Source organism: Proteiniclasticum sediminis, from assembly GCF_018128025.1.
In the GTDB taxonomy this organism is placed as follows: domain Bacteria; phylum Bacillota; class Clostridia; order Clostridiales; family Clostridiaceae; genus Proteiniclasticum; species Proteiniclasticum sediminis.
Genome location: NZ_JAGSCS010000012.1, coordinates 63,630 through 89,745, shown reverse-complemented (window position 1 = coordinate 89,745; position 26,116 = coordinate 63,630). Strand labels below are relative to the sequence as shown.

At 54.2% G+C, this 26,116-nt stretch carries 25 protein-coding genes; 11 read left to right on the top strand and 14 right to left on the bottom strand.

What is annotated here, in order from left to right:
* Window positions 1–117: 117 nt before the first annotated feature.
* The 10 genes from KCG48_RS09805 to KCG48_RS09760 all read right to left on the bottom strand — a co-directional run bounded on the left by KCG48_RS09805 (window position 118) and on the right by KCG48_RS09760 (window position 9,869).
* The gene (locus KCG48_RS09805; RefSeq protein WP_211801792.1) at window positions 118–2,457 is read right to left on the bottom strand and encodes a DEAD/DEAH box helicase; all 2,340 of its coding nucleotides are present in this window, start codon (window positions 2,455–2,457) and stop codon (window positions 118–120) included.
* Between the two features lie 85 nt (window positions 2,458–2,542).
* Window positions 2,543–3,592, bottom strand: a complete 1,050-nt coding sequence (locus KCG48_RS09800; RefSeq protein ID WP_211801790.1) for an HRDC domain-containing protein — start codon at window positions 3,590–3,592, stop codon at window positions 2,543–2,545.
* 179 nt (window positions 3,593–3,771) lie between these two features.
* Window positions 3,772–4,170, bottom strand: coding sequence for a PTS sugar transporter subunit IIA domain-containing protein (locus KCG48_RS09795; protein ID WP_211801787.1), 399 nt, complete (start codon window positions 4,168–4,170; stop codon window positions 3,772–3,774).
* Between the two features lie 18 nt (window positions 4,171–4,188).
* Window positions 4,189–5,055, bottom strand: coding sequence for a PTS system mannose/fructose/sorbose family transporter subunit IID (locus KCG48_RS09790; RefSeq protein ID WP_211801784.1), 867 nt, complete (start codon window positions 5,053–5,055; stop codon window positions 4,189–4,191).
* 2 nt (window positions 5,056–5,057) lie between these two features.
* On the bottom strand, window positions 5,058–5,840 hold the full coding sequence (locus KCG48_RS09785; protein WP_211801781.1) for a PTS sugar transporter subunit IIC: 783 nt from the start codon (window positions 5,838–5,840) through the stop codon (window positions 5,058–5,060).
* A gap of 21 nt (window positions 5,841–5,861) precedes the next feature.
* Entirely contained in the window at window positions 5,862–6,353 is a 492-nt protein-coding gene (locus tag KCG48_RS09780; protein ID WP_211801779.1) for a PTS system mannose/fructose/N-acetylgalactosamine-transporter subunit IIB, read from the bottom strand.
* Between the two features lie 21 nt (window positions 6,354–6,374).
* On the bottom strand, window positions 6,375–7,274 hold the full coding sequence (murQ, locus tag KCG48_RS09775; RefSeq protein WP_211801777.1) for an N-acetylmuramic acid 6-phosphate etherase: 900 nt from the start codon (window positions 7,272–7,274) through the stop codon (window positions 6,375–6,377).
* 5 nt (window positions 7,275–7,279) lie between these two features.
* Complete coding sequence (locus KCG48_RS09770) at window positions 7,280–7,960, bottom strand: PIG-L deacetylase family protein (protein ID WP_211801776.1); 681 nt, start codon at window positions 7,958–7,960, stop codon at window positions 7,280–7,282.
* A gap of 2 nt (window positions 7,961–7,962) precedes the next feature.
* The gene (locus KCG48_RS09765) at window positions 7,963–8,907 is read right to left on the bottom strand and encodes a GNAT family N-acetyltransferase (protein WP_211801768.1); all 945 of its coding nucleotides are present in this window, start codon (window positions 8,905–8,907) and stop codon (window positions 7,963–7,965) included.
* 242 nt (window positions 8,908–9,149) lie between these two features.
* Window positions 9,150–9,869 (bottom strand): GntR family transcriptional regulator, encoded by a 720-nt coding sequence (locus tag KCG48_RS09760; protein WP_211801766.1) that lies wholly within the window; start codon window positions 9,867–9,869, stop codon window positions 9,150–9,152.
* 384 nt (window positions 9,870–10,253) lie between these two features.
* Between KCG48_RS09760 and KCG48_RS09755 the strand changes: the two genes are divergently transcribed.
* The 5 genes from KCG48_RS09755 to KCG48_RS09735 all read left to right on the top strand — a co-directional run bounded on the left by KCG48_RS09755 (window position 10,254) and on the right by KCG48_RS09735 (window position 14,520).
* Window positions 10,254–11,639, top strand: a complete 1,386-nt coding sequence (locus KCG48_RS09755) for a uracil-xanthine permease family protein (RefSeq protein ID WP_230977089.1) — start codon at window positions 10,254–10,256, stop codon at window positions 11,637–11,639.
* A gap of 149 nt (window positions 11,640–11,788) precedes the next feature.
* Window positions 11,789–12,679, top strand: coding sequence for a VOC family protein (locus KCG48_RS09750; RefSeq protein ID WP_211801764.1), 891 nt, complete (start codon window positions 11,789–11,791; stop codon window positions 12,677–12,679).
* 198 nt (window positions 12,680–12,877) lie between these two features.
* Entirely contained in the window at window positions 12,878–13,444 is a 567-nt protein-coding gene (locus KCG48_RS09745; protein WP_211801762.1) for a DUF6448 family protein, read from the top strand.
* Window positions 13,419–13,961, top strand: a complete 543-nt coding sequence (lepB, locus tag KCG48_RS09740; protein ID WP_211801760.1) for a signal peptidase I — start codon at window positions 13,419–13,421, stop codon at window positions 13,959–13,961. The genes KCG48_RS09745 and lepB overlap by 26 nt, the downstream gene beginning before the upstream one ends.
* Window positions 13,962–13,980: 19 nt before the next feature.
* Complete coding sequence (locus KCG48_RS09735; protein WP_211801758.1) at window positions 13,981–14,520, top strand: GNAT family N-acetyltransferase; 540 nt, start codon at window positions 13,981–13,983, stop codon at window positions 14,518–14,520.
* A 613-nt stretch (window positions 14,521–15,133) separates the two neighbouring features.
* Here KCG48_RS09735 and hpt read toward each other — a convergent pair.
* Window positions 15,134–15,661 carry a hypoxanthine phosphoribosyltransferase gene (hpt, locus tag KCG48_RS09730; RefSeq protein WP_211801756.1) on the bottom strand — a complete coding sequence of 176 codons (528 nt, stop codon included), beginning with the start codon at window positions 15,659–15,661 and terminating at the stop codon, window positions 15,134–15,136.
* Entirely contained in the window at window positions 15,661–16,599 is a 939-nt protein-coding gene (locus KCG48_RS09725) for a cytidylate kinase family protein (protein WP_230977088.1), read from the bottom strand. Before KCG48_RS09725 ends, hpt begins: the two co-directional genes overlap by 1 nt.
* 195 nt (window positions 16,600–16,794) lie before the next feature.
* Between KCG48_RS09725 and KCG48_RS09720 the strand changes: the two genes are divergently transcribed.
* Window positions 16,795–18,279: a methyl-accepting chemotaxis protein gene (locus KCG48_RS09720; RefSeq protein WP_211801748.1), complete on the top strand. Its 1,485-nt coding sequence runs from the start codon at window positions 16,795–16,797 to the stop codon at window positions 18,277–18,279.
* Between the two features lie 55 nt (window positions 18,280–18,334).
* Here KCG48_RS09720 and KCG48_RS09715 read toward each other — a convergent pair whose 3' ends face one another.
* Complete coding sequence (locus KCG48_RS09715) at window positions 18,335–19,618, bottom strand: methyl-accepting chemotaxis protein (RefSeq protein ID WP_211801746.1); 1,284 nt, start codon at window positions 19,616–19,618, stop codon at window positions 18,335–18,337.
* 277 nt (window positions 19,619–19,895) lie between these two features.
* Between KCG48_RS09715 and amrS the strand changes: the two genes are divergently transcribed.
* The 5 genes from amrS to KCG48_RS09690 all read left to right on the top strand — a co-directional run bounded on the left by amrS (window position 19,896) and on the right by KCG48_RS09690 (window position 24,936).
* Window positions 19,896–20,768: an AmmeMemoRadiSam system radical SAM enzyme gene (amrS, locus tag KCG48_RS09710; protein WP_211801736.1), complete on the top strand. Its 873-nt coding sequence runs from the start codon at window positions 19,896–19,898 to the stop codon at window positions 20,766–20,768.
* A gap of 18 nt (window positions 20,769–20,786) precedes the next feature.
* Window positions 20,787–22,172: an AmmeMemoRadiSam system protein A gene (amrA, locus tag KCG48_RS09705; protein ID WP_211801734.1), complete on the top strand. Its 1,386-nt coding sequence runs from the start codon at window positions 20,787–20,789 to the stop codon at window positions 22,170–22,172.
* Window positions 22,173–22,323: 151 nt separating this feature from the next.
* The gene (locus tag KCG48_RS09700) at window positions 22,324–23,319 is read left to right on the top strand and encodes an ABC transporter ATP-binding protein (RefSeq protein WP_211801819.1); all 996 of its coding nucleotides are present in this window, start codon (window positions 22,324–22,326) and stop codon (window positions 23,317–23,319) included.
* A 2-nt stretch (window positions 23,320–23,321) separates the two neighbouring features.
* Window positions 23,322–24,140, top strand: a complete 819-nt coding sequence (locus tag KCG48_RS09695; RefSeq protein WP_211801732.1) for an ABC transporter permease — start codon at window positions 23,322–23,324, stop codon at window positions 24,138–24,140.
* A 4-nt stretch (window positions 24,141–24,144) separates the two neighbouring features.
* Window positions 24,145–24,936, top strand: a complete 792-nt coding sequence (locus KCG48_RS09690) for an ABC transporter permease (protein WP_211801722.1) — start codon at window positions 24,145–24,147, stop codon at window positions 24,934–24,936.
* A 73-nt stretch (window positions 24,937–25,009) separates the two neighbouring features.
* Here the strand turns inward: KCG48_RS09690 and KCG48_RS09685 are convergent, their stop codons facing one another.
* Window positions 25,010–25,933, bottom strand: a complete 924-nt coding sequence (locus KCG48_RS09685; RefSeq protein ID WP_211801713.1) for a LysR family transcriptional regulator — start codon at window positions 25,931–25,933, stop codon at window positions 25,010–25,012.
* Window positions 25,934–26,116: the final 183 nt, after the last annotated feature.

Here is a 26,116-nt window from a genome sequence, read left to right as displayed (position 1 = left end):
GCGGTGTAAACCCGCTTGTTTGCTATGCCGAAAAACAAGCAATGAAGAGACATTGCTGAACAAAAACTGCCAGAATCTAAAAACTAATCAATCCAGACTCCGGCAGTTTATAGAGTTTCATATTAACTTAATGACATTGATCCGCTCCTGGGTATACTGTTTGTAGAGATAGTCAAACACCGAATAAATTTCACTGTCAGCCACTTCAAAATTATGGTATTCGATATAGGCAATGAGGTCCCCGATATTGCTGTCCTTGGGCTGTTCATTGCCGGACACCACCAGAGCCAGACGCTTTTTTGCCCGGGAGATGGCCACATTGAGGAGATAGGGATCATCAGAGAAATCCGTCACCACATCATCCACGGGGGTCAGAATGATGGTGTCCTTCTCCCGCCCCTGGAATTTATGCACTGTGGCCACATCGATCTTGGCGTTATTCACTGCCTGCCGAAGAGCCTGAACCTGGTCATTGTAGGGGGCTATGATGCCGATATTCTCCGGAGCATCTTGATCGAGCCGAGGGAGGACTTCGGCGCAGAGTACATCAATCTGCCGCTGATTGAACCTTTCCCGGCGGTGATCCCCGGCCACGGTCTTGTAGACCAGGAGGGGATCTTTCTCCCCTTTGTCCCGGGTCATGATGAGAAGCTCGTTATTGTAGAACTTCTGATTGCAAAATCCGATGATCTTGGGATGACAGCGGTAGTGCTCCCGAAGGAGGGTCTGGGGGGCTTCGGGTAAAATGGTGCCCACGGACTTCAAGAAACTGTTCCCGGCAAATGAGTACCCCTCATGGAGGCGATACCGCTGAAAAATCGCATCGGTTTTCTCCCGGATCTCTTCCGTCACTACATTGGGAAGCTGCTTGAGATCACCCACGATGACAGCATTTCGGGCGCAGGCCATGGCTAAGGCCCCCGTGGCCACATCCACCTGGGATGCCTCGTCCATAATGAGATAATCATAGAGGACCCCTTTGCCAAGACTGCTTCGGGAAGAAAAGGTGGTGCTGAGGATTACGGGGTACTCCCGCAAGAATGCGCTTGGCCTTTTCCAAAGGTCCTCCCCTTCAAAGATCTTCCGCTGGGTGCGGGTGCCATAGGTTTTATAAAGCTCCGCCCGGAGATAGTCCAGGGATTTTTTCGTAAGGCTTTCCAGGGTCTGATCTCCCTGCTGAAGAAGATTCTCCAGCTGCTGGATCTCCCGCTGGAGCTCCTCCTGCTTTGCCTCATAATACTGGGCCTGAAAGACGGTGATCACGCGGGGCAGGTTGATCCGGTAGGACCGCCATTCCCGAAGACCCGTGATGCGCAGATTCCTCAGTTTAAACCCCAGGGATACAGGCTGATCCAACTCCTGAAAGCGCTGGCATTCCTGCCAGGTTCTCATGAGTTTTTTGGAGGATCGCCGTCGCCCTGAAGCATTTTTTGACCCTCCCAATCCGGTTTCCGCGCAGTACTGCTGAAAATGCCGAACTTCCACCGTCAGGGCTTCCTGTTCCTGTCTTGCCCGGGCCAATCGTTCCTGGCGGGCAAAAACCTCCGTGAGTTCCTGGGAAATTTTCCGGATACTCCACCGCCGCTTCTCCTGGTTCTCCTCACTGGACATCCAGGCGGAAAGATCCGGGTAAACGCCTGTCTGCCGGCTTAAAAACCGGGTCTTGTTCTCCATGCTGCCCAAGGGCGCGGCTAAAAAACCCAGCCCGTAACGGGGGGATTCCAATTTTTCCTGAATATTCGCCGTGGCGGAGTTATTGTTGGACACCACCAGGACACTTTTCCCCTGAATCAGGAGATTGGCGATGATGTTGAGAATGGTTTGGGTTTTTCCCGTTCCCGGGGGGCCCTGGATGATGCTGACCTGATTCGTCATGGCTTCACGGACAGCCCGAAACTGGCTGGCATTTCCGCCAAAGGGAAAGATCAGTGCAGGCTCTTTCCGATGCTCCAGGGAATAACGGCGAGGATTGAGGTAGGTGGCCAGGGCAGAATCGGAATCCAGAAAATCCAATTTTTCATACTGCTGGGCAAGAAGCCTGACCCCATCCTCGGACTGCAGTTCGTTCACCGCCGCAATTCGTCGAAGATACTCCAGACTGGAGGCCATATCTTCATGGCGCAGGCAGGAGGACTGAATATCCAGTTCTCTTTTGAGATAGCAGGCTTCCCGTCCATCCTGAAAGAGAACCTTCCAGTACACCCGATTTGCCCCGGAGAACTCCAGAATCCCCTGAATATCAAAGACCTCCCTTTCCCGATGCTGGATGCTGAGCCACTGATGATCCACTGTTTTCGGGTTTTTCAGCCACAGGATCGAGTCAAAGTGAAAATGGTAGGTTTTTCCATTTTGGTAGGTCACATCATACTTTTTCGTCTGGGGATTGTAGGCACACCACTGCACATTGGCCGTGACATCTTCCCCTTTCTGCAGGATTAAGTTGGCTTTCGTGTTCATGAACATCTCTCCTACATCGATCGTTCGTTCTTCCCGTCATCCTTTCCTCCGGTCTTACTCTTCATCCCGAAGAATTCGGGAAAAACTACAGAGATTGGTTCAAGATGGCCAGGATGTCCTCTCCATACTTCTCCAGCTTCACCGGGCCAAATCCGGAAATCTGTCCCAAGTCTTCCAAGGTCCGGGGTTTCTTCGTCACAAGCACTTCCATCTGGGCATTGTTGAAGATAAAGTAGGCTTTCACCCCTTCTTCCCGGCTCTTTTCCAGCCGGTAGGCTTTCAGCGCTCCGTAAAGAGGATGTTCCTCTACGGACTGCCCGGAATCCTTTGAAACGTCGGAAACCTCCAGGTCTTTCTCGGCAGGTTCCTCCACGGGTTCCGTATTGTCCGGGATGATGCCGTAACGGGCAGCATGGTCTCTTTCCCTGGGCTTATGCTGGCTCAGAAGAAACTCCGCTAGCTCGTACATTTGCTTATCCTTACTCGGTTCTAGCTTGCTAGCCTCATTCACCGCCTTCATATGGCGGATGAGCTGGTCACTGCGGATGAGCTGATCTCGAAGCTCCCTGGGCGCTTTTCCGCCCCGAAGGACCGTTTTGAGATTAGCCAAAACCACCACAGACTTGTAGTTCTCCTCGAAATACTTCTCGAACATCATTTTCAAAATTAAATTACCCTTTGACTCTTTACGGATGGCCTTCAGAATGTCCAGATGCCGCTGATTCTGGGTGATAGGACTGTAGATTCCTTCCTTCCTGCGCCATCCGTCTAACTCCACGGTGCGGACAAAGTTCCCCTCGGGACTCAGTTCCAAATCCCCATAGAGATTTTTACACTCAATGACGAAATTTACCTTTCGCGTGATGACCACAAAGTCGATCTGCGCCTGAAGTCCTTCATAATCCAGCTCCAGCCCTTCCAGGATCAGCATGGGCATGAAACTGTTCATGAGCTCATAGCGAACGGTCTTTTCCCCCATTTCTCCATACTGGAGCAGGCGCAGATCCTGCCGAATGGCTTTTTTTGAACTTTCCGGGGCCTCTTCCAGGAGTTTCTGCAGCTCCGCGATTTGCTTGCTTAGAGCATCGGACTCCCGGTACAAAATCGGTTTATCTAAAGTATTAAAGAATCCCATAATCTCCCTCACTTCCTTGAATTACTTCTAGTTTATTCGATATATCCGTTCTATACAACCTTCTTCGCCAAACCGTTGTTTTTCTTCGTAGATATGTTCCAGAGTGGACCTCAATCCCTATACTGCTGGAGAGGATATGGATGCAAAAAAAGGACAGCCATTCGGCTGTCCCGTATAGTTTAGGTTTCCTCCGGGAGGGTGAACTTCGTCACCGACTCTTTGGTGGTGTTCACGGCCCGGTCTGCCAGCTCATGGAGCGACAGCTCCGGATCCGGCAGGGCCAGTTCCACATAGGCCATGGTGTTGAGCCCCGTGACCAGAACTTGTTTTTGGGGACTCATCATGCACTTCAGGGCCGCCACCCGAAAGGGGGAGGCGCCAAGCAGATCACAGGCATAGAGGATTTCCTGATCCCCCAGGGTGTCCAGAAGTGCATTCAGCTTTTCCTCCAGCTGAGGAAGCCCCTCCTCGGTTAAATCCAAAAAGTGCATTTGCTGCGGCACGCCGGAGAGCATCTCCAGATTCTTCCGAATCCCTTCAGCATAGCCGCCATGACCCATGACGATAATATTGATCATTTTGTCTCCTCTTGACGGTTATGCGTAAAAACCTGTGGCATAGCCTAAAGCAGTAAGTCCGGCAGCGATGACGAGGATAAGGCCCATGAGCTTCAGGGGTGACCATTTCTTCTTGGTATAGAGATAGTATACCGAAAGGGTCAGGCCCAGGGGAAGAATCTTCGGGAAAATATTGTTCAGCATGGCGTCGGCATTGAAGATTACCTGATCCTTCAGCACGATGCCCTGGGTGGCGTCAAACACATCCCGGACGATCTGGATGGGCATAACCATGTTAACGAAGGAAGCTGTGAGGGCACCCACCACGATGAGGCCCAAAACCGTCATGGCTTTGGTCAGTTTATCCAGCTTGCCGTCGGACATGAAGGTCTGCATGCCTTCGAGACCGGAGCGGTAACCCAGTTTGAAGAGATACCAGCTGAGCATGAATGTACCCACGGGGTACACCACCATGTAGAGCGCTGCGCCCAGCCAGGACATGTTCTCGGAGGTCTGGGAAAGGGAAAGGGCGATGGTGAGCAGGATCGGAATGATCGTGGCCACCCAAAGGGAGTCGCCGATGGCGGAAGACGGACCGATGAGGGCCACCTTCACGCTGCTGATGAGCTCCGGGGAGCTGGCATGATTGGCATTGGCTTCTTCCAAACCGCAGACGACACCATTGACGATGGAGCCCACCTGGGATTCTGAGTTGTAGAGGGTAATATGGCGCTTCAGCGCTTCACTCTTCTCTTCCTTGGTCTCATAGAGCTCCTCGATGACGGGAGCCATGGACTGGCCAAAGGCCATACCCAGCATGCTTTCGGCCTGCTGAGAGCATCCGTTGAAGAAGAACCAGTGAAGGAAGGATTTTTTCAGGGTCTTTTTGCTAATTTTCTTCTCCATGATTAAGCCACCTCACTTTTGCCCGTTATGGCGATATAGTAGAGTATTGCGGCGATGATGGCCACCACAGCAACAGCCATGGTATTCAGCTTGAAGTAGGTGACCAGGATGAATCCGGCAAGATAAATCACCACATGATATTTTTCCTTCAGCAGGAAGGACAGGATGATGCCCATTCCGAGAGCCGCCATCATGCCGCCGAAGACGGAAAGGGCGGTGGTCACCCAGCCGGGAATCAGGGTGGCAAAATCTGCCTGGGCAGAAGCTGCGGTCATGGAGGTGAGCACGATGATGGCGGGGACAAATCGGACAACGAATCCGATGGCCTGGCCCAGGACCACATTGGGAATGAACATCTTCTTGGTTTCTCCGGCGGCAGCGTATTTCTGGGCCACACGGTTCAGCGGAAGACAAGCGGCATAGGACACGTTCCACATGAGCTGTCCCACCAGGCCGCCAATGCCGGCAAAGACTACGGCAAGGCCGATGAGCTCCGTGGCTCCCATTCCCTTGCCAAAGACCAGGGCTCCTGCGGTGCCGATGTAGGTGGCATAAGAAAGATCCCACGCCACGGCTCCGCCCGGTGTCACATTACCCATGTACATAATCTGGAGCGGAATGCCCACGATCATGGCTGTGGGCACATCCCCCATGATGAGGCCCACGACGAAGGAGGCCACCAAGGGTCTGCCCAGGTTATACCAACCCAATGTATTTCCGACGATGGAACCGATGGAACCGAGATAAATGAACAAAGAAACGAGGATAATCTGTAAAGTTGTCATTTTCTTCCCCCTTATGATTCATTATTTGATGGTTTTCATAAAACTTGTCCAAGTGGTTTCCTGGGTGCTGGGCAGCTGGTGAAACGAGATCTTCTGCCCTTCCTGATGGAGACGGTCTAAAAATTCCACATCATCATTGCTGAGATAAAAAATACCTGTAGCCCCGCTGACCTTGTGCAGCGTGTCTTCCCGCTTCGCCAGATTCCCCAAAATAATTTGTTCGATCCCCCCTAACTGGTTTTCCAGCGCTTTCAAAACGGACGGCACCTTCACAATGAGCAGCCGGTTATGCGGCTGTTCCGCCTGAAGAAGGGCTTTCGCCTCCTCCAGGGTCACGATATTGGTCTTGTATTTGGATGGCACTCCCATGGTCATGATGGTCTTCAGCATCGGATTCTTGGCGCTGACGTCATCCACGGCAATGATCTCCGCAATGCTTAACGTCGGGCACCAGGCCAGCACGGTCTGTCCATGGATCAGCCGGTCATCGATGCGCACATAGGTCTTTCCCATGATTTCCTCTCTCCTTTTCTTTTACTGCGACAGGCATTTCCGCACAAATCCTCCATGTTCCTGGAGCCTTCTTTGCGCTTCTTCAAGCTCCACCTGGCCCAGAATCATGACAATGGCTGTTTTGATGGAATTCCCCGCTTTTTTCAGTGTATCCTCCGCCTCCTGTCTTGTACAGCCCGTGGACTCCATGACGATGCCCTTGGCCCGCTCCAGGAGTTTCAGGTTGGTGGGTTTCATGTCCACCATGAGGTTTCCGTAGACCTTGCCCACCCCCACCATGGAGGCGGTGGAGATCATGTTGAGGATCATCTTCTGGGCGGTGCCGGCTTTCAGCCGGGTGGAACCCGTGAGGACCTCTGGTCCCACTTCCACTTCCAGGGCCAGATCCGCATGGCTGGAGAGCTCCGCATGGGAATTGCAGGAGATGCCGATGGCACTGGCCCCTACAGACCGGGCATAATCCAGGGCCCCGATGGCATAGGGCGTTCTGCCCGATGCGGTGATTGCAATGACCACATCCCGAGGGTTCAGATCGATCTTCTCCAGATCTTCCCGGGCTAAGGTCATGGAATCTTCCGCCCCTTCCACGGCCCGGACAAAGGCTTTCTCGCCGCCGGCGATGATGCCCTGCACTTCCTCCCTGGTGGAGAAGGTGGGGACACATTCCACGGCATCCAGGATGCCCAGTCTTCCGGAGGTGCCTGCCCCGGCATAGATGAGCCTTCCCCCATTTTTCAGCGCCTGGGTGACTTTGGCCACACACTGGGCCACCTGGGGGAGCACCTGCCGAACCGCCCATACCACCTGCTCATCCTCCTCATTCATGATGGTGAGGATCTCCAGGGGATCCATGAGATCCAGGTGCAGCGTCCGGGGATTTTTTGCTTCAGTTCTAAGATGATTGATTCGTACTTCTGCCATCGTCATCACCATAGCTTTCGTTCAATGAGGCTGGCGTACATGTAGCAGACGGTGAACCGGGTCGCGCCGGCTTCGATCTGGCGGATCTGCCCGTTGGTCCCGTAGTAGGCGCCATAGGGGAAGTCATTGACTTCGCCGTTGAAGACATCGTAGCTTCTCAGGGCCTTGAACCAGTTTTCCACTTCATCCTCTTCCAGTTCGAAGTAGGCCTGGGGAAGGAACCCCACCAGGTCCTCAAAGGTTTCCCCATAGACCAGCCGGATCTCCTGCCCTTCCTGCCGCAGCTTCTTCACCGCCGCGGTCACGGCATCGTGGGTGTTGATGTGCCGGGGATGCATGGAGCCCCGCCAGTGGGTGATAACGAGATCCGCCTTTTCCTGGCGGAAATAGTCCACGAGGTACTGGGTGAACTCTTCCAATGTGGGCATATGGCTGGACACATAGCCGGTCCAGATCCAGTCGGCGCCCAGGCCTTTGGCGGCCTTTTGGTTCTGCACCGTGAGCTGTTTCAGATATTCTGCCTTGGCTTCCTCCGTGGCCTCCGGATCCTCCAGCCTTCCCCGGGTCACATGGACCAGGGTGCAGTGGGCTCCTAATTTTCCATATTTCAGAAAGAGGGGGCCCCCCAAGAGCTCCGCATCCAAAGAATGGGCACCCACACTGATCACGCGTTTAATCTCTCCCATGTTTATTCCTCCCATCGCTTGTCGTAGGCATGGAAGGTCCGGAAGACCTCCAGTCCATGCCGCTCATAAAACCGTCTTCCCGGAATATCCGTGGTGACGAAGTACAGGTGATAGACGCCTCGCTTGGCCATCTCCCACTGCATGGCATCGAAGAGAATGCCGCCGATGCCGTAGTTTCGGACCTTCTCGCTGATCCCGATGGGTCCGAACCGCATGGGATTCCCATCGATCATCCGCATGGCGAAGCCCACCACATCATCCGCCGGGTCCGTGACCAGAAGTATATTCTCCTGAGCCAGGCCTTGGCGAAGACTGATCAGAATGTTTCGTTTCCATCCTCCGCCAAACTCATCCCGGGCAAAAGTGAGAAGCTTCAGGGTATAGCGGTGGTCAAAGGCCTTCAGGGAAAATCCCTGGCGCTGAAGTTCCTCTTCCCGGGCCGCCATCTCCTTCGTTTTTCGAAAACCATGGAGATCTTTCCGCATGGAGAAGCTCACATCCCCCTGAACATAGCCGTGGGCCTCAAAGAAGCTTTGGGCTGCGGGGTAATTTTCCCCATCAATGCCGGGGAAGAAGTAGTTGGGGCTGTATGCCCCCAGGGTGATCCTTTTTACGCCCAGGGCCCGAAGATCCCCTTCGGCTTTTTCCAGCAGAGCCCCGCCGATGCCCTTCTTCTGCATCGCCGGATCCACAAACATAACGCTGATGAATCCCCTTTCTGGTTCCAGTCCCCGTTCCAGGTAGGGAAACTTCCGCTTGATGGCCAGGAGGAAACCCGCCAGGCTCTCCTCTTCCAAGGCCAAGTAACAGAGCTCCTCGTCAAAGTTCTCGTCAAAGAGCACCTGGTTTCGGAACTTGTCCACGGTGATGGCATCCACCGGGAGCGTTTCATTCCAAAGGTCGATTACCTTTTTTTCATAGCTTTGCGCGTACTTGATGATCCTCATGTGGTCATCCCCTTAACAATGATAATTTGACATGTTAACATGTTAACATGCTAAGATAGTTTCACTATACACCCATCCTTTCTCCTTTGCAATCCATTTCATGAAATAATATCCTGTTTTTCTCCCCCATTTTTTGAAATATCCGTTCTGGAAAAAGGTACAAAAAAACTGCTCCGCCCAAAAATCGGGAAGAGCAGCGAAGGGTCTTCAGGTGTCGGGGGGTTTTCCCCTGCTGTTTTTTGCTAGGTGGCGAACTTGATGTTCACGTCCACGGAGTAAAGCTCCTTGTTGAAGTAGGTCTCGGAGTATTCCACGATCTGGTTCCGCTCATCAAAGGCCGTCCGCTTTACGTAGAACGTGGCGCCGCCTTTCTTGATCTTCATGAGGTTGGACACCACCGGATCATTGACCTCCTTCACGGAGTAGTTTTCATTGGCCCACTTGGGTATGATGCCCCGTTTCTCCAGGGCCTTATAGAAGGACTTCAGGGCAATGACGTCCTGGGCTTCCTCCAGGCTGAGTTTTTTTGCATCGATGTAGGAAATATGGAAGGCCAGAGGCTCCTCATTGGCCAGCCGAACCCGCTTTACGCAGATCAGGGGATCGTCTTGGCCGATGCCCAGCTTCTCCGCCACATGGGGGTTCACCACTTCCTCAATGGAGATGATGGCCGTATCGATGGCATACCCCTGCTGCAGGAGTTCATCGCTGAAGCTGATGGAGGTGAGGCCGCGGATCATCTGCTTCTTGGCCACAAAAGTCCCCGCTCCCTGGACCCCCACGAGAATGCCGTCATTGATGAGATCATTGAAGGCCTTTCGCACCGTGATGGCGGAAACGCTGTATTTCTTCTTCAGCGTGGACTCGCTGTCGACTTTATCTCCGGGCTGAAGAACGCCGGTCTTGATGGCATCGAGGATGTCCTGTTTAATTTGGAGGTATTTCGGGATACGGTACGCCATGATCATTTTCCCCTTCATCCTAGGTTAATATGCTAACTTAACCAATTATACCTTATCCGTTTCCTTTTTGCATTCTCTTCTTGCGTGGGAAAAATGGAATTGAAAGAGCGTTCCGTCATCCCTTCACGCCTCAAAGAAGCGGCGCTAAAATCCCATCATGGCCCTGGGCCATGATGGGAAAAGATTATTTTTAACTCCTGGGGCTCACCGCTTTACAACGCTTCTCCTCCGTGCCATAATGAAAAAAAGAAATCTTTAATGCAGGTCCTGAGAGACCTCCAAGATTGCATACGAGAGGGCGGCTTTGCGGCCGGTCATGCATACAATCTTGCGAAAGCACGATTTTTTTTTGCAGATTTTTGCACAGAAAGAGGATGATGTATCATGACAAAACAGGTTGTTGGTTACTTGCCCGATGAAAGACCCCCATTTATCGAACTCATCTTTTTTGCTCTTCAGCAGATCGTCGTCATGTTTCCCGCCACGGTACTGGTGGCCCTCATCACCGGATTCCACGTTTCCACCACCATCTTCGCCTCCGGTCTGGCCACTTTAGGATTTCTCCTGGTCACGGGACGAAAGATCCCCCTCTACTATGGTTCCAGCTTCTCCTATATTGCGGCCATCGCCTCGATTATGAGCGCCGATGCCTTTGCCAGCTATACCCTGAACGATAAAATCTCCGTGGCCCAGTTTGGCATCGTCATGTCCGGACTGGTCTCCATCGCTGCGGGGCTTCTCATCCGCCGCATCGGCAAGGACTTTATTCAGAAGGTCCTTCCTGCCACAGTGACCGGCAGCATCGCCATGATCATCGGCTTATCCCTGGCAGCCAATGCCATGGGGAACGCTTCTTCCATCCCCAAGGGACTGGCTGACAGTGTCAAAGAGCAGGCCACGAATTACGCCTGGATCATCGCCCTGGTCACCCTATTTTCCACCATTCTCTATTCCGTATACCTGAAGGGAAAACTCAGCCAGTTCCCCATCCTCTTTGGCCTCTTCACCGGCTACTTTGTGGCCCTGATCATCGGCTGGACCACGGGAATTCCCTTTGTGAGCTTCAATGCCATCACCAGCGACAGCATCGTGAACCTCCCCATCTTCACCCTGCCCAAGCCCTCCTGGGCGGCGGTCTTCGCCATCATGCCCATTGCCGTGGCCACCATTCCGGAATCCACGGCTCACATCTACCAGCTGGACATCTACGTGAAGGACCTAGCCCGGAAGAAAGGCTCCCCCAAGGAATACGACATTGAGAATAAACTGGGGATCAACCTGGTGGGCGACGGGTTGGGCGACATGATCTCCGGATTCATCGGCGGCCCCGCCGGAACCAACTACGGCGAGAACATCAGCGCCATGGCCATTTCCAAGAACTTCTCCGTCCCCGTGCTCATGGCTGCGGCCATCATCACCATGATCATCTCCTGCTTCACCCCCCTCATCAACATCATCTACTCCATCCCCACGGCTGTCATCGGCGGACTGTCCATCTACCTCTTCGGCATCATCGCCGCCCAGGGCATCACCATCATGATGGATAAAAAGGTGGATCTCTTCAGTGCCAAGAATCTGGCTATCATCTCCGTCATCCTCATTGTGGGCCTGGGCGGAACCTTCAACTATGAAGGGGGCATGATTCCCATGTTCGGCATCGAACTTCCAGCCATCGCCACTGCCGCCATCGTGGGCATCCTCCTGAACCTTCTCCTCTCCATGGGACCGGAAGAAAAGAGCGCGGTCCTGGACGAAACCATCATCAGCTAATTCTTCTTCCCCAGAAGCTTCCCCAAGGAGAAGCTTCTTTTTTCTTGCCTTCCGTTCACGAACCGTTCTTCAATTCTTCTTGTTTTGGTTCTTGACTCTCCCTCCCCCTTCTTTTACATTGAAGAAAACCCCTTGAAAGGAGACCGCCCATGAAAAATATCGTTCCCCACCTCTGGTTCGACAAGGAAGCCCTGGAAGCTGTGGAACTCTATATGAGCCTCTTTGAGGATTCCCGGATACTCCGGGACATCGTCATTGAAGGAACGCCCTCCGGCGATGCCCGGATCCTCGCTTTTCAGCTAGCCGGACAGGAATTTTCCGCCATCAATGCCGGTCCCTATTTCACCTTCAACCCCTCCGTCTCCTTCATGGTGGCCTGTGCCACGGAAGAGGAGCTAAGACGGATGTGGACGGCTCTGACCGAAAAGGGACGCATCCTCATGCCCCTGGAGAAATATGACTTCAGTCCCCTCTATGGCTGGGTGGAGGACCGCTTTGGCCTCTCCTGGCAGCTAAGCCTCCAGGAAGGCGGGGAGATCCGGCAGAAAATCGTCCCCAACCTTCTCTTTTCCCGGGAGGTCTGCGGAAAAGCCGAGGAAGCGCTGAAGTTTTACACGGAAGTCTTTCCCCATTCCCAGCTGACCTTCCTCAGCCGCTATGGCGAGAAGGAATCCCAGAGTCCTCTGGCCAAGGTGAATTATGCCGAGGTGAACCTCCATGGTTATGTCCTCTCCGCCATGGACAATGCCATGGACGCCGACTACACCTTCTCCGAGGCCATCTCCTTCATGGTGAACTGCGAAGGCCAGGAGGAAATCGACGAATACTGGGACAAGCTATCCGCAGTGCCGGAAGCCGAGCAGTGCGGCTGGATCAAGGACCGCTATGGCCTCTCCTGGCAGATTGTTCCGGCGGACTTTGACGATATCTATGTGGTGGGTACCCCCGAGGAAATCACCCGGGTGACCCAGTCCCTCCTCAGCATGAAAAAGCTGGACCTGGCTGCCCTGGAAAGGGCCCGCCTGGGAATTCCCGAATAGTGTCCTCTAGAACCGAAGAAGCGATTTGATGTTGCATCTTTGGTTCTTTTCTCGTCTTCCCTAAAAAAGATGGAGGGGAATCCTTGGGGGAGACTGTTAACCGCTTTTTCACAACCCTGTGCTATGATGGCCTTAGTCAGATCCTGCGAAGAAAACTGCCTATGGGAACTGCTCCCAAAAAACAAAGGAGGGATATCCATGAAGAAACTGCCGCTCATTCTTACCGGATTGGCGCTCCTTCTCTATCCTGCCGCTGTTTCTGCCCACTGCGACACCCTGGACGGTCCCACTGCCAAGGACGGGCTCCTGGCCCTTAACCGGAAGAACCTCAACTATGCCCTGAAGTGGATCACGAAAGACCATGAACCGGAACTCCGAGAAGCTTTTCGCCTGGCCCTGGCGGTGCGGGATCTCAGCGATGATGCCAAGACTCTGGCTGAACGGTTCTTCCTGGAAACCTTAGTCCGGCTTCACCGCGCCGGGGAAGGGGCCTCCTTTGAAGGCCTGAAACCCCATGGCACCCCTGTGGAGGAGAAAGTCGCCGCTGCGGACCAGGCCATTGCCCAGGGCTCCCTGGAGCCTCTCCAGGGACTGGTGCCCGAGGCGGAACTTCCCGAGCTCCAGGAGCGGCTGGACCTGGTGCTCCAGAGGCTAAACTACGATCCTGATAATCTGGAAGCCGGCCGAGCCTACATCGAAGCCTATGTTCATTTCTTTAAGTTTGCGGAAGGAGAAGACCATGACCATCCGAAGCACCACCACTGAAAAGCCCGGGAAGGCCTGCCCCGGTGAACTTCTCTCCTTCGCGGACTGGGCCAGCCTTCTTCTTGTGCCCCTGGCGGCCTTGGCCATTCGGCGCTGGGTCTTCTCCTGGGGCCTCGTCACTTCGGCCTCCATGGAGCCCACCCTCCATGCCGGAGACCGCATCCTCATCCGTCACCGCCCCCAGCAAAATCCCCTTCTTCGGGGAGACATCGTCATCTTCCGCTCCCGGGAGCTGAAAAAAAACCTGGCAAAACGGGTCATCGGTCTTCCCGGAGAAACGGTGAGCTGGAAAAACGGTACAGTCTTCATCGGGGACCGGGCGCTCCATGAGCCCCAAATTCAGGGGAGTTTTCCTGGGGAGGGCAGGGTTACAGTTCCTGAAGGCTGCTACTTCCTCCTGGGGGACAACCGCCTTCATTCCCTGGACAGCCGTAGCTGGAAATCCCCCTTCATCGCCTCCAAGGATATTCGAGGCGTGGTCTGGGGAAAAGGTATCTTCCCCGTCCATCGAATCTAGCAAAAAAAAGGAGACGGTCATGCGAAACTTCACGCCCTTCCCCCTACTTCTCACCCCCAGACTGCTTCTTCGTCCCCTGACGGAGAAGGATGCGCCCGATCTCTTTGCCCTGCGAAAAGATCCGGAGCACCATGCCTTTACCGACACCCGGCCCGATGGAGCCCTCCAGGAAACCCTGGCCTATATTCGGGCTATGAATCAGGGGGTGGCGGAGAACCGGTGGCTCCTCTGGGCCATGGAACACAAGGAAACCCATACGGTCATCGGCACCATCAGCCTCTGGAACTTTGCCGATGGGCTAAACAGTGCTGAACTGGGCTTTGGCCTCCAAAGAAAATGGCAGGGCCAGGGCTATATGAAAGAAGCCCTCTATGCCGTGGCGGACTTTGGCTTCACGCAGCTTCAGCTGAGCTTCCTGGACGCCTATACCGAAGAGCAAAACCTCCCCTCCCGGCATCTCCTGGAGAGCGTGGGATTCACCCTGGCCGGAGCTCTTTTGGAAAAAGGAATGATGAAAGAGCAGGATTTCTCCATGCTCATCTACCGAAAAACTCGATAAAGGACCTCCTCTTCTCTCGGGGATCCGCATAACTATGCACGGAAAGCGAATATTTATTATCCCCAGAATTTTCGTTCTCCCGCTTTATTCAAACTTCTTTGGGTTTTCATTTGAAGCTTTGAGAATAAAAATAAACGAGAACCCGCGTAAATATACGCAAACCTTCCGCAGACCGTGCTAATCGGCAAAAACGGGCCAGAACCGAGTTTGAATATTCCGTCAACTTCTCTATAATTAAAGTAAGCTCCAAGGAATACCTAAAACAGAAAGCTGACTCAGTCAACTGGGAAACGAAACATCATCATCCCATCAAAAACTCTGAAGACCAAAAATCTACTATATCTGTTCAAGAAAAGAGAAAACCGTTTATCTTAGGAAGAACCCCATGGAAGAAAAGGTTAGAAAGCCCGAAAAACTTTAAAACCCAATTAGAAATGGACAAACCTACATTTAGACAAGAAGTACCTTAGATTCACCAGACGAAGAGTTTAGAGACGATGATCCGATGGGAAACATGAAAGGAAGACAAGGAAAGACGGATGTTGATAAAGGTTCGTTGGAGCCCCTGTTTGTAATCAAAGAGCCCTGCAACTTGCAGGGCTTTTTGATTGCGTCAGCGATGATATTCCGCGATGTAGGGCAGATTCCGGTACATCTCCTTGTAGTCCAGCCCATAACCCACCACAAATCCCGGAGGAGCCGTGAAACAGGTATAGTCGATGGACAGGTTCAGAAGCCTCTCCTCCGGATTGTCCAGCAGCGTACAGACTTTGAGACTTAAGGGGCTGCAGCTTTCCAGGTGCTGGAGCACATAGCTAAGGGTCAGCCCCGTGCCGATGACATCCTCCACCAGAAGGACATGTTTTCCGGCAATGTCGATGTTCAGATCCTTGTAGAAATGGATGGATCGGGTTTTGGTGAGCTCATCCTTGCGCACCCCAATGGCCAGAAAATCCAGGCTCATGGGCATGGTCAGCCTCCGGGACAGATCCGCCAAAAAGTAGAGGGAGCCCTTCAGGATCCCCACAAGAACCACCGGTTCTCCCCGATAATCCCCATTGAGCTGCCTTGCCACCTCCTCAATGCGGTTTTGAATGGTCTCTTCTGAGAAGACAATCTTTCCCAGCCCCATCTTTCCCATCAGTCTTCCTCTCCTTCCTCATGGCCCAGCCGCTTGATCAGCGAATGGAAGTCGTCCTTGAACACAATCCGAATGTTGGTCCCCGGGTAGAGCTTTCTGAGAAGCTCTGCCTTTTTCTTTTTCGTCGCCGTATATTTCTGGGTCATCACCGTCAGCTCCAGATAGGTGTCAAACCGGGGCAGATAAAAGTCCGGAGAAAAAGCCTGGGTGATGTTGCCTTCCGCATCCCAGCGGATGGGGAAGGTTCGGGGCTCATACTCCCATTCCAGGTTGTAGAGGTCCAGGATTTTCGCAAACTCCTCCTCGGAGGGATTCTTGAACACCACTGGAGGCTTCCCCCCGTTTTCCGGGGCCTCTTTCGGCAGAAGCGCCGCTTCCAGCCGTTTCTTCGCCAGCTCCTCGATAAAGGCAACAATTTCCGAAACCCCCAGATGATCCGTGTTGAAGGTCAGGTCATAGAGCTGGGGATCAGCCCAATCCCGGTTGAATACCGTGCGGATATACTTCTTGTGTTTGCGGTCCGTGAACTCGATGATTTTTTCCGCATCCTGGCGGATGAGGCGGTTTTCCTTCATGACCCGCTCCACCCGAACCTCCGTGGAGCCGATGATGCGTACATGGATGGCCTGGGGATGGTCTTTGAACAGCAGCTGGGAGCCCATGCCACTGATGACGGCGGAGCCCTCCTCAACCACCGTCTTTAGTTTTTCTTCCAGAAAACCGGAAAAGGTCACTCCGGAAGCGGACTCCCGAAGATAATAGGCGGGACTTTCCAGGAGCATATGCAGATCATGCTTGCCGGCAATTTCCGGAAACCAGCGCTCCACGGCGAACCGCCGTGTGATATGGGGAATCTCCAGGCGCTGCGCCAGGACTTTCGCCACTTCGTCCCCCAGACTGCCTGTCTGTCGCGATATCGTAATCAGGATCAATCCCATCACCTCGAAAAAGACTCTTTTTCTCATTCTACCATGAAAGAGAATGGAATAAACCCTCCATCCTCGGGCAGAGGGGTAAGGATCCCGGCAATCCAGCGGCAAATCTTGCGTTGTATCTTAATATTCCGCAAATTTCGCCGATAAGAGGAATAAAACGATCCGTAAAATCGGCTTCACCAAAGAAGGATGTGCATCATGGACATGGAAAAAAACCATCTCGACAACCGCCGGGTTGACCGCTTCAATCTCAAGCTTGTTTTTGGCCTCCTGGGCGCTCTGGTCCTGCAGACCTTTTTCAACTACGGTCCCCGGTACTCCCTCATCATGGGCGGCTCTGGACTTCTCGCCGCTTTTCTGGGCCTTCTGGTCTATCGCCTCCCCTTCCCCACAGGGTTTCGAAATTTCTTCATCGGAAGCTTAGGCATGTATGAGGCCCTCTTCATGCTCCACATCACCCAGGGAGAGCCGAAAATCTTCCTGGCCTTCTACATCTCCCTCCTCATGGTGGGTCTCTATTTCCAAAAACTTCTCATCCTGATCTTCGGCATCCTCTTCAACCTCATTCTCACCATTTTCTTCCTTCTCTCCCCCCACAGCGTCCTAAAAAGCGGAAGCCTCCAGGAGTTCATCTCCTTCATGGTCCTCTTCGACCTAGCCTGTGTGGTCTTCTACCATCTGGTGAAGTGGGGCCGAAGCGCCATGGACAGTGCGGCAAAAAGCGCTAAAGACTCCTCCCGCCTCCTGCAGACCCTGGAAGAAACCCTCCAGGCCATTGACGAGGGAACGGGCTCCCTCCGGAGTGAGCTGGCCCAGTCAGCGGAGGATCTCACCTCCATCAGCGGCATCAGCCAAAGCATTACCCGGGCGGTGGCGGAAATCGCCCAGGGCGTGGGTGACGAAGCCCAAAGCGTCCAGGAGATCAACTTCCTGGCTGAAGAAACCGGAGAGCTCCTCTCCCGGGTGGGATCTGCCTCCACCGAAGTCTCCGTCATCACGGCGAAAACCGCCGTTCAAACGGGGGACAACCGGAAAAGGCTGGAGGAATCCTCCACGCAGATGACCTTCATCGGCGACCGGGTGGATCGAGCCTCGTCGGAGGTTCGCCTCCTGGAGGAAAGCATCGGCCGCATCCACCAGATTTTGGACAGCATTACCCGCATTTCCGACCAGACGAACCTCCTGGCCCTCAACGCTGCCATTGAAGCTGCCCGGGCCGGCGAAGCCGGACGGGGATTCTCCGTGGTGGCCGACGAGGTCCGCAAGCTGGCCGAGGAAAGCCGGGTCAGCGTGAAAAAAGCATCGGGGATCATCCAGGAAATCCTGACCGGTGCCGCCAAAGTCCTGGAGGAAACCTCCCTCAGCCGGGATTCCGTCCTCCAGGGAAAAACCCTCATGACCGGGATGAGGACCAGCTTCCAGCTCATGGAAGAAGCCTTCCGGGAAGTACAGATAAAAACCGGGGAGCAGGAGACGTCCCTCCGACAGCTGACCCAGAAGTTCTCCATCATCCAGAGCCAGGTGGAAAACATTGCCAGCATCTCCGAAGAGCATGCGGCAGCGGTGGAAGAAATCCAGGCCACCTTTGAAGAGCAGCACGACCGGATCCTCCATGCCTCCCAAGCCCTGGAAACCATGAAGGCATCCAGCGATGCCCTCCAGAAACTCACCGCCCACGAATAAAATCCGGGGAACCTTCCCGTCGAAGGTTCCCCGGATTTCTTTTTTTCTATTAAGCTTAAAGGGTTTTCAGCTGGTTCAGCAGTCGCACCACGTCGGCGGACAGTTTGTCCATGTCCTGAAGAAGGGTTTCTGCCAGATTTTTGTTGCCGCTGTTGTAGGCCTCGATGGCTTTGGCGGCGGTGGCGTGGAGACCCGCATGGGGCTTCTCCATTTCTTTCAGCACCGGGGTAAACTTTTCAATGCTGCTCCCCGTCTGGCTGATCCATTTTCCCAGGCGGCAATGGGTATGGGAGTTCACATTCTCGCTGCTGAGCTTCTCGTACCCGAGAATCATGTTGTATACAGCCCACCGCCACATGAGGTGATCCGTGATGCAGAGCTCCATCTGGGCCAGGAGCGTCAGCTTCGGGGACTGGGCCAGGGCCTTTTTTCGAATGCTGTCGATCATGGTGCTGATCTCGTAGAATGCCCCGCCGGTCTTCACGGTCTCCCCCTGAAGAATCTTGATCTTGTCGTTGACGAGCACCAGGTTCGCCGTCATCTCTTCCGTGGCCGCGGTCTGTTCCTCGATGTTGGTGGTGATGTCCGCAAAGTTCGTGCCCACGATCTTCAGGGACTTTTCCATGGCATCGATGGCCAGGACCGCCTCATCCATGGACGCTTTGCCCTGGGCGAAGGTCTGGGCCACATCGTCGATGGCTCCGGTGGACCGGTCCACTTCCTGATGGAGACTCCCCACCAGCTTCTGAATCATGGCCACATGCTCCTTGGTGCTGTCGGCCAGCTTCTTGATCTCATCGGCCACCACGGCAAAGCCCCGGCCGGCATCCCCGGCCCGGGCCGCCTCGATGGAGGCATTGAGGGCCAAAAGATTGGTCTGGTCCGCCACCCCTTTGATGACCCCCACAATCTCCGAGATCTTGTTGGCTTCCTGGTCCACCCGATGCATGATGGACTGGGTTTCCTGGGTTTTTTCAAAGGCACTGTCGATATGCCGGAAGGACGTGCCGATGAGTCCCACACTCTTCTTGGTCAGATTCATGGCCTCCGCTGTATTCTCGCTGGAATGGAGCACAAAGGCAGAGATCTCCGACACGGCGGCGCTGAGTTCCTGGGAACTGGCGGCCAGGTCATTGACCATTTGGGCCTGATGTTCGGCATCGGTGAGCATGTCCTTCACGTAGCTCAGCTGGGTGATGTGCTGCAGGAGGCTGTTGACGGAAAGGAGAGTCTCTTCCAGAGTCTTGGCAGACTTATCCTGTTCTTCCTTCAGCCGGGTCAGTTCCAGATCGTCCGTCAGGGTGACCGTGACGGTCTCCACTTTCTTTTTTCTAAACATTCTTTTCCATCCTTTATCGCTTATACTTCGTCAGTTTCGGCTTTCGCTCATGGTCTGTTTCTTCTATATCGTCCATATTTTTTAGAATTTAACGGATATCGAAAGATTTCGTCCAACTTTCCCCTAAGGCAATCTTCGTAAATTGTTCCCGAAATCTTTCCAAAAAATTATCGCCCGTCCCCTATAATGAGGGTGAACAGATCCGGAGGAAAGGACGTTTCCCCATCTTCGCCTTTCCCTCCTCACTCTTTTTCTCCTCGAAAAAGGAGGTCTTCCCATGAAGGAATCTCTGCTCTACGAAAAGCTTCCGGAGGACCGGGTGCGCTGCAGCACCTGCCCCCACCGCTGCGTCATTGCCCCGGGGGCCCGGGGTCTCTGCCGGGTCCGGGAAAATCAAAGGGGCATCCTCTTTGCCCTGAACTACGGGAAAACCATCGCTCTGGCGGTGGATCCCGTGGAGAAAAAACCCCTCTACCACTTTCTTCCCCATACAAAAACCTATTCCTTCGCCACCCAAGGGTGTAATCTGCGCTGCGCCTGGTGCCAGAACTGGGAAATCGCCCAAAGCCCTTCCTTCCAGGCACCTGTGGAAGGAAGGCTCATCTCCCCCGAGGAGCATGTGAAAAATGCCCTGGCCCTCCACTGTCCATCCATTTCCTTCACCTACTCCGAGCCCACCATCTTTCTGGAGTATGCCCTGGACACCATGGTTCGGGCGAAAGAGGCGGGGCTCAAGACCATTTGGGTCACCAACGGCTACATGACCCCAGAGACCCTGGAACTCCTCCTCCCTTATCTCGATGCCGCCAATGTGGACTACAAAGGTGCCGATGATCAGGTCTACCAAAAATACTGCGGCGGCACTTCCGCTCCGGTGCGGGAGACCCTAAGGCGCATGGTGGCGGCTGGGGTCCATGTGGAGGTGACCACCCTCGTCATTCCCGGGGTCAACGATTCCCCCGAAAGCCTCGACTCCATCGCCCGGTTCATTGCTAAGGAACTGGGGCCCACGGTGCCCTGGCATGTGAGCCGATTTTTCCCTGCCTGGAAAATGCTCAATACCCCTATAACCCCTAAGGAAACCCTCGATCTGGCCGAAGAAATCGGAAAAGCTGCCGGACTTCTTCGAATCCATCTGGGCAATCTCTAGCGAAAGGAGGAACCATCCATGTCCATTCTTGCTGCCTTTGTGGTCCCCCATCCCCCCCTGCTGGTGCCGGAAGTGGGCCGGGGGGAAGAGAAAGAAATTCACGCCACCACAGCTGCCTACGAGGAAGTGGCCCGGCAGATCGCCGTCCTTCACCCGGAGACGGTGGTGCTCCTTTCCCCCCACGCCCCCGCCTACGGGGACTACTTTCAGTTCACCAATGGCTCTGCCGCTTCCGGAAGCTTTGAGGCCTTTGGTGCCCCGAAGGTTAAGCTGGAAGCTGCCCTGGATGAGGAGCTGATCCAGAAGCTCAGCGAACTTTGTCAGGCCCAGGACCTTCCCGGAGGAACCCTGGGGGGACGGCAAAAAGCCTTGGATCACGGCACGCTGGTGCCGCTCTACTTCATCCAGCCGAAAAATCCCCATCTTCGCCTAGTCCGCATCGCCCTTTCCGGTCTTCCCCTGGAAGAGCATTATCGCCTGGGGATGCTCATCGCCAAAGCCACAAAAGCCACGGGTCGCTCCGTGGTCGTGGTTGCCAGCGGGGACCTGTCCCATAAGCTCACAGCTCAGGGACCCTACGGCTTTGCCGAAGAAGGGCCCATCTTTGACCGGCAGGTCACCCAGGCCTTGGCCCAGGGAGACTTTTATGCGCTTCTGAAGCTGGATCGTAACTTCACCGCCGCGGCAGCGGAATGCGGACTTCGCTCCATCCTCATCCTGGCCGGAGCCCTGGATCGTCAAAATGTGGAGGCAAAGCTCCTCTCCTATGAGGGCCCCTTTGGCGTGGGGTACGCCGTGGCCTCCTTTTACCCGGGGGAAGCCAATCCCCAGCGGGCCTTTCTTCAACAGAAGCTAAGCGAGGAAACCCAGCGCCTGGACAGCCTGCGGATGGCGGAGGACCCTTTCATCGCCCTAGCCCGCTATGCTCTGGAAACCAAGGTGCGAAAAGGGGAAACCCCTGCGCTTCCGCCGCTGCTGCCTCCCAGCCTCACCCAGGTACGGGCAGGCGTCTTCGTCTCCCTGAAGCTCTTTGGGGAACTTCGGGGCTGCATCGGCACCATCTCTCCCGTCACCGCCAGTCTGGGGGAGGAGATCCTCCGTAATGCCGTTCTGTCCGGTACGGAAGACCCCCGGTTTTCCCCCGTGACCCCCCGGGAGCTTCCGCTTCTGGTGTACAGCGTCGATGTCCTGGGCCCTCCGGAGCCCATCTCCGGCCTCGCGGAACTGGATCCTCTGCGCTACGGCGTCATCGTTCGGCACCGGGGACGTTCCGGGCTTCTTCTGCCGGATCTTCCTGGCGTCACCACGGCTAAGGAGCAGGTGGCCATTGCCCTTCGGAAGGCCGGCATCGATCCCCAGTCTTCCTATGGGCTGGAACGCTTTGAAGTGGTCCGGCATACCTAAGGGTACCGCCTCTTCGCCCGGAACTCATCCGGGCTATTTTTTTGCCCAGCGCCCCTTGTCCTTGTTTCCAAAACGATATCTCTTCGCCATAAATTAGGGTATAATAGTATCGTTGACTTATGCTTCTCTTTATAAAGGTCAGGTGATTCCTGTGATTGAAGTGCAGAACCTTACGAAATCTTTCCGCATGAACAAAAAATACCCCGGTTTCCGGGGTGCGCTGAAGTCCTTTTTTTCCACCGAGTACACCCTGAAAACCGCCGTGGACAACATCAGCTTCACCATTCAGGATGGGGAGATTGTGGGCTACATCGGCGCCAACGGAGCCGGTAAATCCACCACCATCAAAATGATGACGGGTATTCTCACCCCCACTTCAGGAGAAGTCCGGGTGAACGGGGTGGTCCCCTATGAGGACCGGCAGAAAAATGCCCGGGACATCGGAGTGGTTTTCGGTCAAAAAACCCAGCTCTGGTGGGATCTTCCCCTATCGGAAACCTTCACGTTGCTTCGGGATATCTATGAGGTGTCTCCCCAGGACTTTGAGGAACGCATGGCGTTTCTCGATGAAGTGCTGGAGCTGAAAGAGTTTCTCTTAACCCCCGTCCGGGCCCTCTCCTTGGGTCAGCGCATGCGGGGCGACTTAGCCGCCGCCCTCATCCACAATCCCAAGGTGGTCTATCTCGATGAACCCACCATCGGCCTTGACGTGGTGGTGAAGGAAAATGTGCGCAAGGCCATCCAGAAAATCAATGCCACCTACGGCACCACGGTGATCCTCACCACCCACGACCTCACGGACATTGAAGAGCTCTGCAGCCGGATCATCATCATCGATGCCGGCAAGAAGATCTATGACGGCAACCTCGCCCACATCAAGGAGAAGTTCGGCTATATGTCCAGCGTCGAATTTCTCACGGGCTCCCCGGTGCTGCCGGAAAAAGTAGAGTTCATCCGCAGCCTGGATCCCGAGTATCTGGAACTGGAATACGGTGAAAACCGCCTCCAGGTGAAGTTCAACCGCAACAACACCTCCACCACGGAAATCACGAGGCAGCTCATGGGTACCCTGGATGTGCTGGAATTCTCCATTAAGGAGACCAGTATCGAGGACATCGTGAAGAAGATTTACCGGAACGAGGTGTAGCCATGCAGCGACTGAAAAGGCTACGCGCCTACTTCCCCTTTACCCTCAACGTCTTCCAGCGCATTCTCTCCTATAAGGCCAATGTGCTGATCTTTATGATGGGCGAGATCATGATGCTCACCGTGACGTATTTTCTCTGGCAGGCCATCTTTGCCAGCTCCCCGGACCGGGTCCTCCATGGCTTCACCCAGGGAGAAATGGTCCTCTATGTCCTGGTGTCCTTTCTCACCGCCCTCATTACCTCCGTGGACATCACCTATGATATTTCCCGGGAGGTGAAGGACGGCACCATCGCCATCAACCTCATCCGACCCGTGAGCTACGAGATGCGGATGCTGTTCCAGGCTTTGGGCAATGTCCTCTACAACTTTGTCGTCATCTTCGCCGGCGCCCTGGCGGCCGTATCCTGGCTGTTCTATAAATCCACGGGGGCCTTCCATGGCGGGACGCTTTTTTTCTACCTCCTTAGCATCCTCCTGGGCATTTTTATCAACTTCTACTTCAGCTATGCCTTTGGCCTCCTGTCCTTCAAGATTACCAATATGTGGGGCATGTCCCAGATCATGCAGGCCATTGTGCAGCTCTTCTCTGGTGCCCTCATCCCGTTGGCGTTCTTTCCCTCGATCTTCCAAAGGCTCATTGCCTTTTTGCCCTTCAGCTCCCTGATCTACACCCCCACCATGATCTATCTGGAGAAGCTCACGGGGGAAGCCATGGTCCGCGCCATGCTGCTGCAGGTCCTTTGGCTCTTCATCCTCATGGGGGTTTCCCGCCTTCTCTGGAAGGCCCTGGTCAAAAATCTGACCATCCTGGGAGGTTAAGGCCATGAAACGATATGCAAAACTATATCTAAAGTTCCTCCTCCAGTACGTTAAAACCCTCATGGAGTACCGGACCGATTTCATCCTGGGCCTGGTGGGCTTCATCCTGGTCCAGTTCACCGGGGTCATCTTCATCCGGCTCATCTTCAACAGCATTCCCTCCCTGGAGGGCTGGAGCTTCCACGAGGTGCTCCTCATCTATGGCATGGCCCAGATCCCCCGGGGACTGGACCACATCTTCACGGACAACCTCTGGATTCTCAGCGGAAGCATCATCCTGGAGGGTCGGTTCGACAAGTACCTGGTGCGCCCCTTAAACCCCCTGTTTCAGCTGATCTCTGAAAAGTTTCAGCCGGACGGGTTTGGGGAACTGATCATCGGGATCCTCCTCTTCAGCTACGCCTCGGTGAATCTAAATCTAACGTTTACCTTGGGTAAGTTTCTCCTTCTCCTCCTGGTGGTGGTGGCTGCCAGCATTCTCTACACGGCCATCAAGCTGGCTGTGGCCAGCATCGCCTTCTGGATCAAGTTTGCCCAGTCCTATCTCTACATGACCTATCAGCTCAGCACCTTCACGAAATACCCCCTGGGCATCTATCCCCAGGCCGTGCGTTTTCTCCTGACCTTTGTGGTGCCCTTCGCCTTCACCGGTTATTTCCCCGGCGCCTATTTTCTGGGCCGGGAAAGCCTCTTTCGGGGGATTCTCCTCACCTGCATCGTGAGCCTTGTGAGCATCCTTCTGGCCTACCGCATCTGGCTTCTGGGCATCAGCCGCTATGAAAGCTCCGGCAGCTGATCCAGATCTTTGCTACTCTTAAGAACAACAGGAGGGCCATCCTTTTATGGGATGACCCTCCTTCTTTTTTTCGTTATGTCGTGCTGATTTTCTTAATTTCCTTGTGTTCTGTAAAGTACTCCACGATGCTCTTCTTCACATAGCGCTCGATCTGGGTGTAGTGGGTTTTGATGGGATAGGTCAAGACCACATTCCAGTTAATGGGAGATTCAAAGTGCCGTTCTTTGATCTCCTGGATGAAAAAGTGATGCCGGATGGGGGAGGGCAAAATGGTGATGAACTCCGAGGTACGGGTCACCTCCAGGAGGAAGTCCCAGGATCCGGACATGAGGGAGATTTTGGGATCCATCTTCAGGGCGTCGAACTTACGCATGAGCTGATGGTGGATCATGAACGTCTCATTGAAAATCACCAGATCCCGCCCCCGCAGATCGTTCCAGGTGAGGATTTCTTTCTCTGCCAAAGGATTTTGCGCGGACATGAAGGCCGTGAGCTCGTCCTGGCGGATGATCACCTCCTCGTAGATCAGGGGACTGAGGTTGGTGGGGGTGAGGAGTAGGGCAAAATCCAGTTCGTTGAGGAGAAGCATTTTTCGAAGCTCGAAGGCCCCCAGCTCGATGATCTCAAACCGGATGGTGGGGTTCAGGGAAATGAACCGGGACATGACCTCCGTGAAGAGCACCGTGAGGATCAGGGGTGGGATCCCGATGCGGACGCTGCCCTTCACCGTGGTGGAGTGCTCCCGGAGCTCCTTCAGCATGCCGGCATGATGTTCCAGCACCGAGATGGCGTTATTGTAGAAGTTCTCTCCCGCCGGGGTAAGGCCGGCGAGACGTCCATTTTTCCGTTTGAACAGCTGGACCTTTTCCTCCTCTTCAAACTTCAGAATATACTTGCTGAGGGCAGGCTGAGACAGATGAAGCTTCTTGGAGGCATTGGACAAATTGAAGTCATTATTCACGATGGCGACAAAATACTTCAGCTGATTAATATCCATGGAAATCTCCTTTGATGTTCAAATTACTTGCTTATACTATACCTCATAACTTCCAGTTATAGCAACCATGAGATTTTGATTGTCGACATTTGTCAATGACAACGTTTAAATTATAAATGTAGTTGTTCTCATCCTCATATTTCGGGGTATGGAGAGCAGAAAGAAATCATTCCATAAGGAGGA

Bases quoted from the DNA above. Each gene is read 5' to 3' on its own strand.
- KCG48_RS09805 (WP_211801792.1), bottom strand. From the start codon at position 2,457: ATGAACACGAAAGCCAACTTAATCCTGCAGAAAGGGGAAGATGTCACG.
- KCG48_RS09800 (WP_211801790.1), bottom strand. From the start codon at position 3,592: ATGGGATTCTTTAATACTTTAGATAAACCGATTTTGTACCGGGAGTCC.
- KCG48_RS09795 (WP_211801787.1), bottom strand. From the start codon at position 4,170: ATGATCAATATTATCGTCATGGGTCATGGCGGCTATGCTGAAGGGATT.
- KCG48_RS09790 (WP_211801784.1), bottom strand. From the start codon at position 5,055: ATGGAGAAGAAAATTAGCAAAAAGACCCTGAAAAAATCCTTCCTTCAC.
- KCG48_RS09785 (WP_211801781.1), bottom strand. From the start codon at position 5,840: ATGACAACTTTACAGATTATCCTCGTTTCTTTGTTCATTTATCTCGGT.
- KCG48_RS09780 (WP_211801779.1), bottom strand. From the start codon at position 6,353: ATGGGAAAGACCTATGTGCGCATCGATGACCGGCTGATCCATGGACAG.
- murQ (WP_211801777.1), bottom strand. From the start codon at position 7,274: ATGGCAGAAGTACGAATCAATCATCTTAGAACTGAAGCAAAAAATCCC.
- KCG48_RS09770 (WP_211801776.1), bottom strand. From the start codon at position 7,960: ATGGGAGAGATTAAACGCGTGATCAGTGTGGGTGCCCATTCTTTGGAT.
- KCG48_RS09765 (WP_211801768.1), bottom strand. From the start codon at position 8,907: ATGAGGATCATCAAGTACGCGCAAAGCTATGAAAAAAAGGTAATCGAC.
- KCG48_RS09760 (WP_211801766.1), bottom strand. From the start codon at position 9,869: ATGGCGTACCGTATCCCGAAATACCTCCAAATTAAACAGGACATCCTC.
- KCG48_RS09755 (WP_230977089.1), top strand. From the start codon at position 10,254: ATGACAAAACAGGTTGTTGGTTACTTGCCCGATGAAAGACCCCCATTT.
- KCG48_RS09750 (WP_211801764.1), top strand. From the start codon at position 11,789: ATGAAAAATATCGTTCCCCACCTCTGGTTCGACAAGGAAGCCCTGGAA.
- KCG48_RS09745 (WP_211801762.1), top strand. From the start codon at position 12,878: ATGAAGAAACTGCCGCTCATTCTTACCGGATTGGCGCTCCTTCTCTAT.
- lepB (WP_211801760.1), top strand. From the start codon at position 13,419: ATGACCATCCGAAGCACCACCACTGAAAAGCCCGGGAAGGCCTGCCCC.
- KCG48_RS09735 (WP_211801758.1), top strand. From the start codon at position 13,981: ATGCGAAACTTCACGCCCTTCCCCCTACTTCTCACCCCCAGACTGCTT.
- hpt (WP_211801756.1), bottom strand. From the start codon at position 15,661: ATGGGAAAGATGGGGCTGGGAAAGATTGTCTTCTCAGAAGAGACCATT.
- KCG48_RS09725 (WP_230977088.1), bottom strand. From the start codon at position 16,599: ATGGGATTGATCCTGATTACGATATCGCGACAGACAGGCAGTCTGGGG.
- KCG48_RS09720 (WP_211801748.1), top strand. From the start codon at position 16,795: ATGGACATGGAAAAAAACCATCTCGACAACCGCCGGGTTGACCGCTTC.
- KCG48_RS09715 (WP_211801746.1), bottom strand. From the start codon at position 19,618: ATGTTTAGAAAAAAGAAAGTGGAGACCGTCACGGTCACCCTGACGGAC.
- amrS (WP_211801736.1), top strand. From the start codon at position 19,896: ATGAAGGAATCTCTGCTCTACGAAAAGCTTCCGGAGGACCGGGTGCGC.
- amrA (WP_211801734.1), top strand. From the start codon at position 20,787: ATGTCCATTCTTGCTGCCTTTGTGGTCCCCCATCCCCCCCTGCTGGTG.
- KCG48_RS09695 (WP_211801732.1), top strand. From the start codon at position 23,322: ATGCAGCGACTGAAAAGGCTACGCGCCTACTTCCCCTTTACCCTCAAC.
- KCG48_RS09690 (WP_211801722.1), top strand. From the start codon at position 24,145: ATGAAACGATATGCAAAACTATATCTAAAGTTCCTCCTCCAGTACGTT.
- KCG48_RS09685 (WP_211801713.1), bottom strand. From the start codon at position 25,933: ATGGATATTAATCAGCTGAAGTATTTTGTCGCCATCGTGAATAATGAC.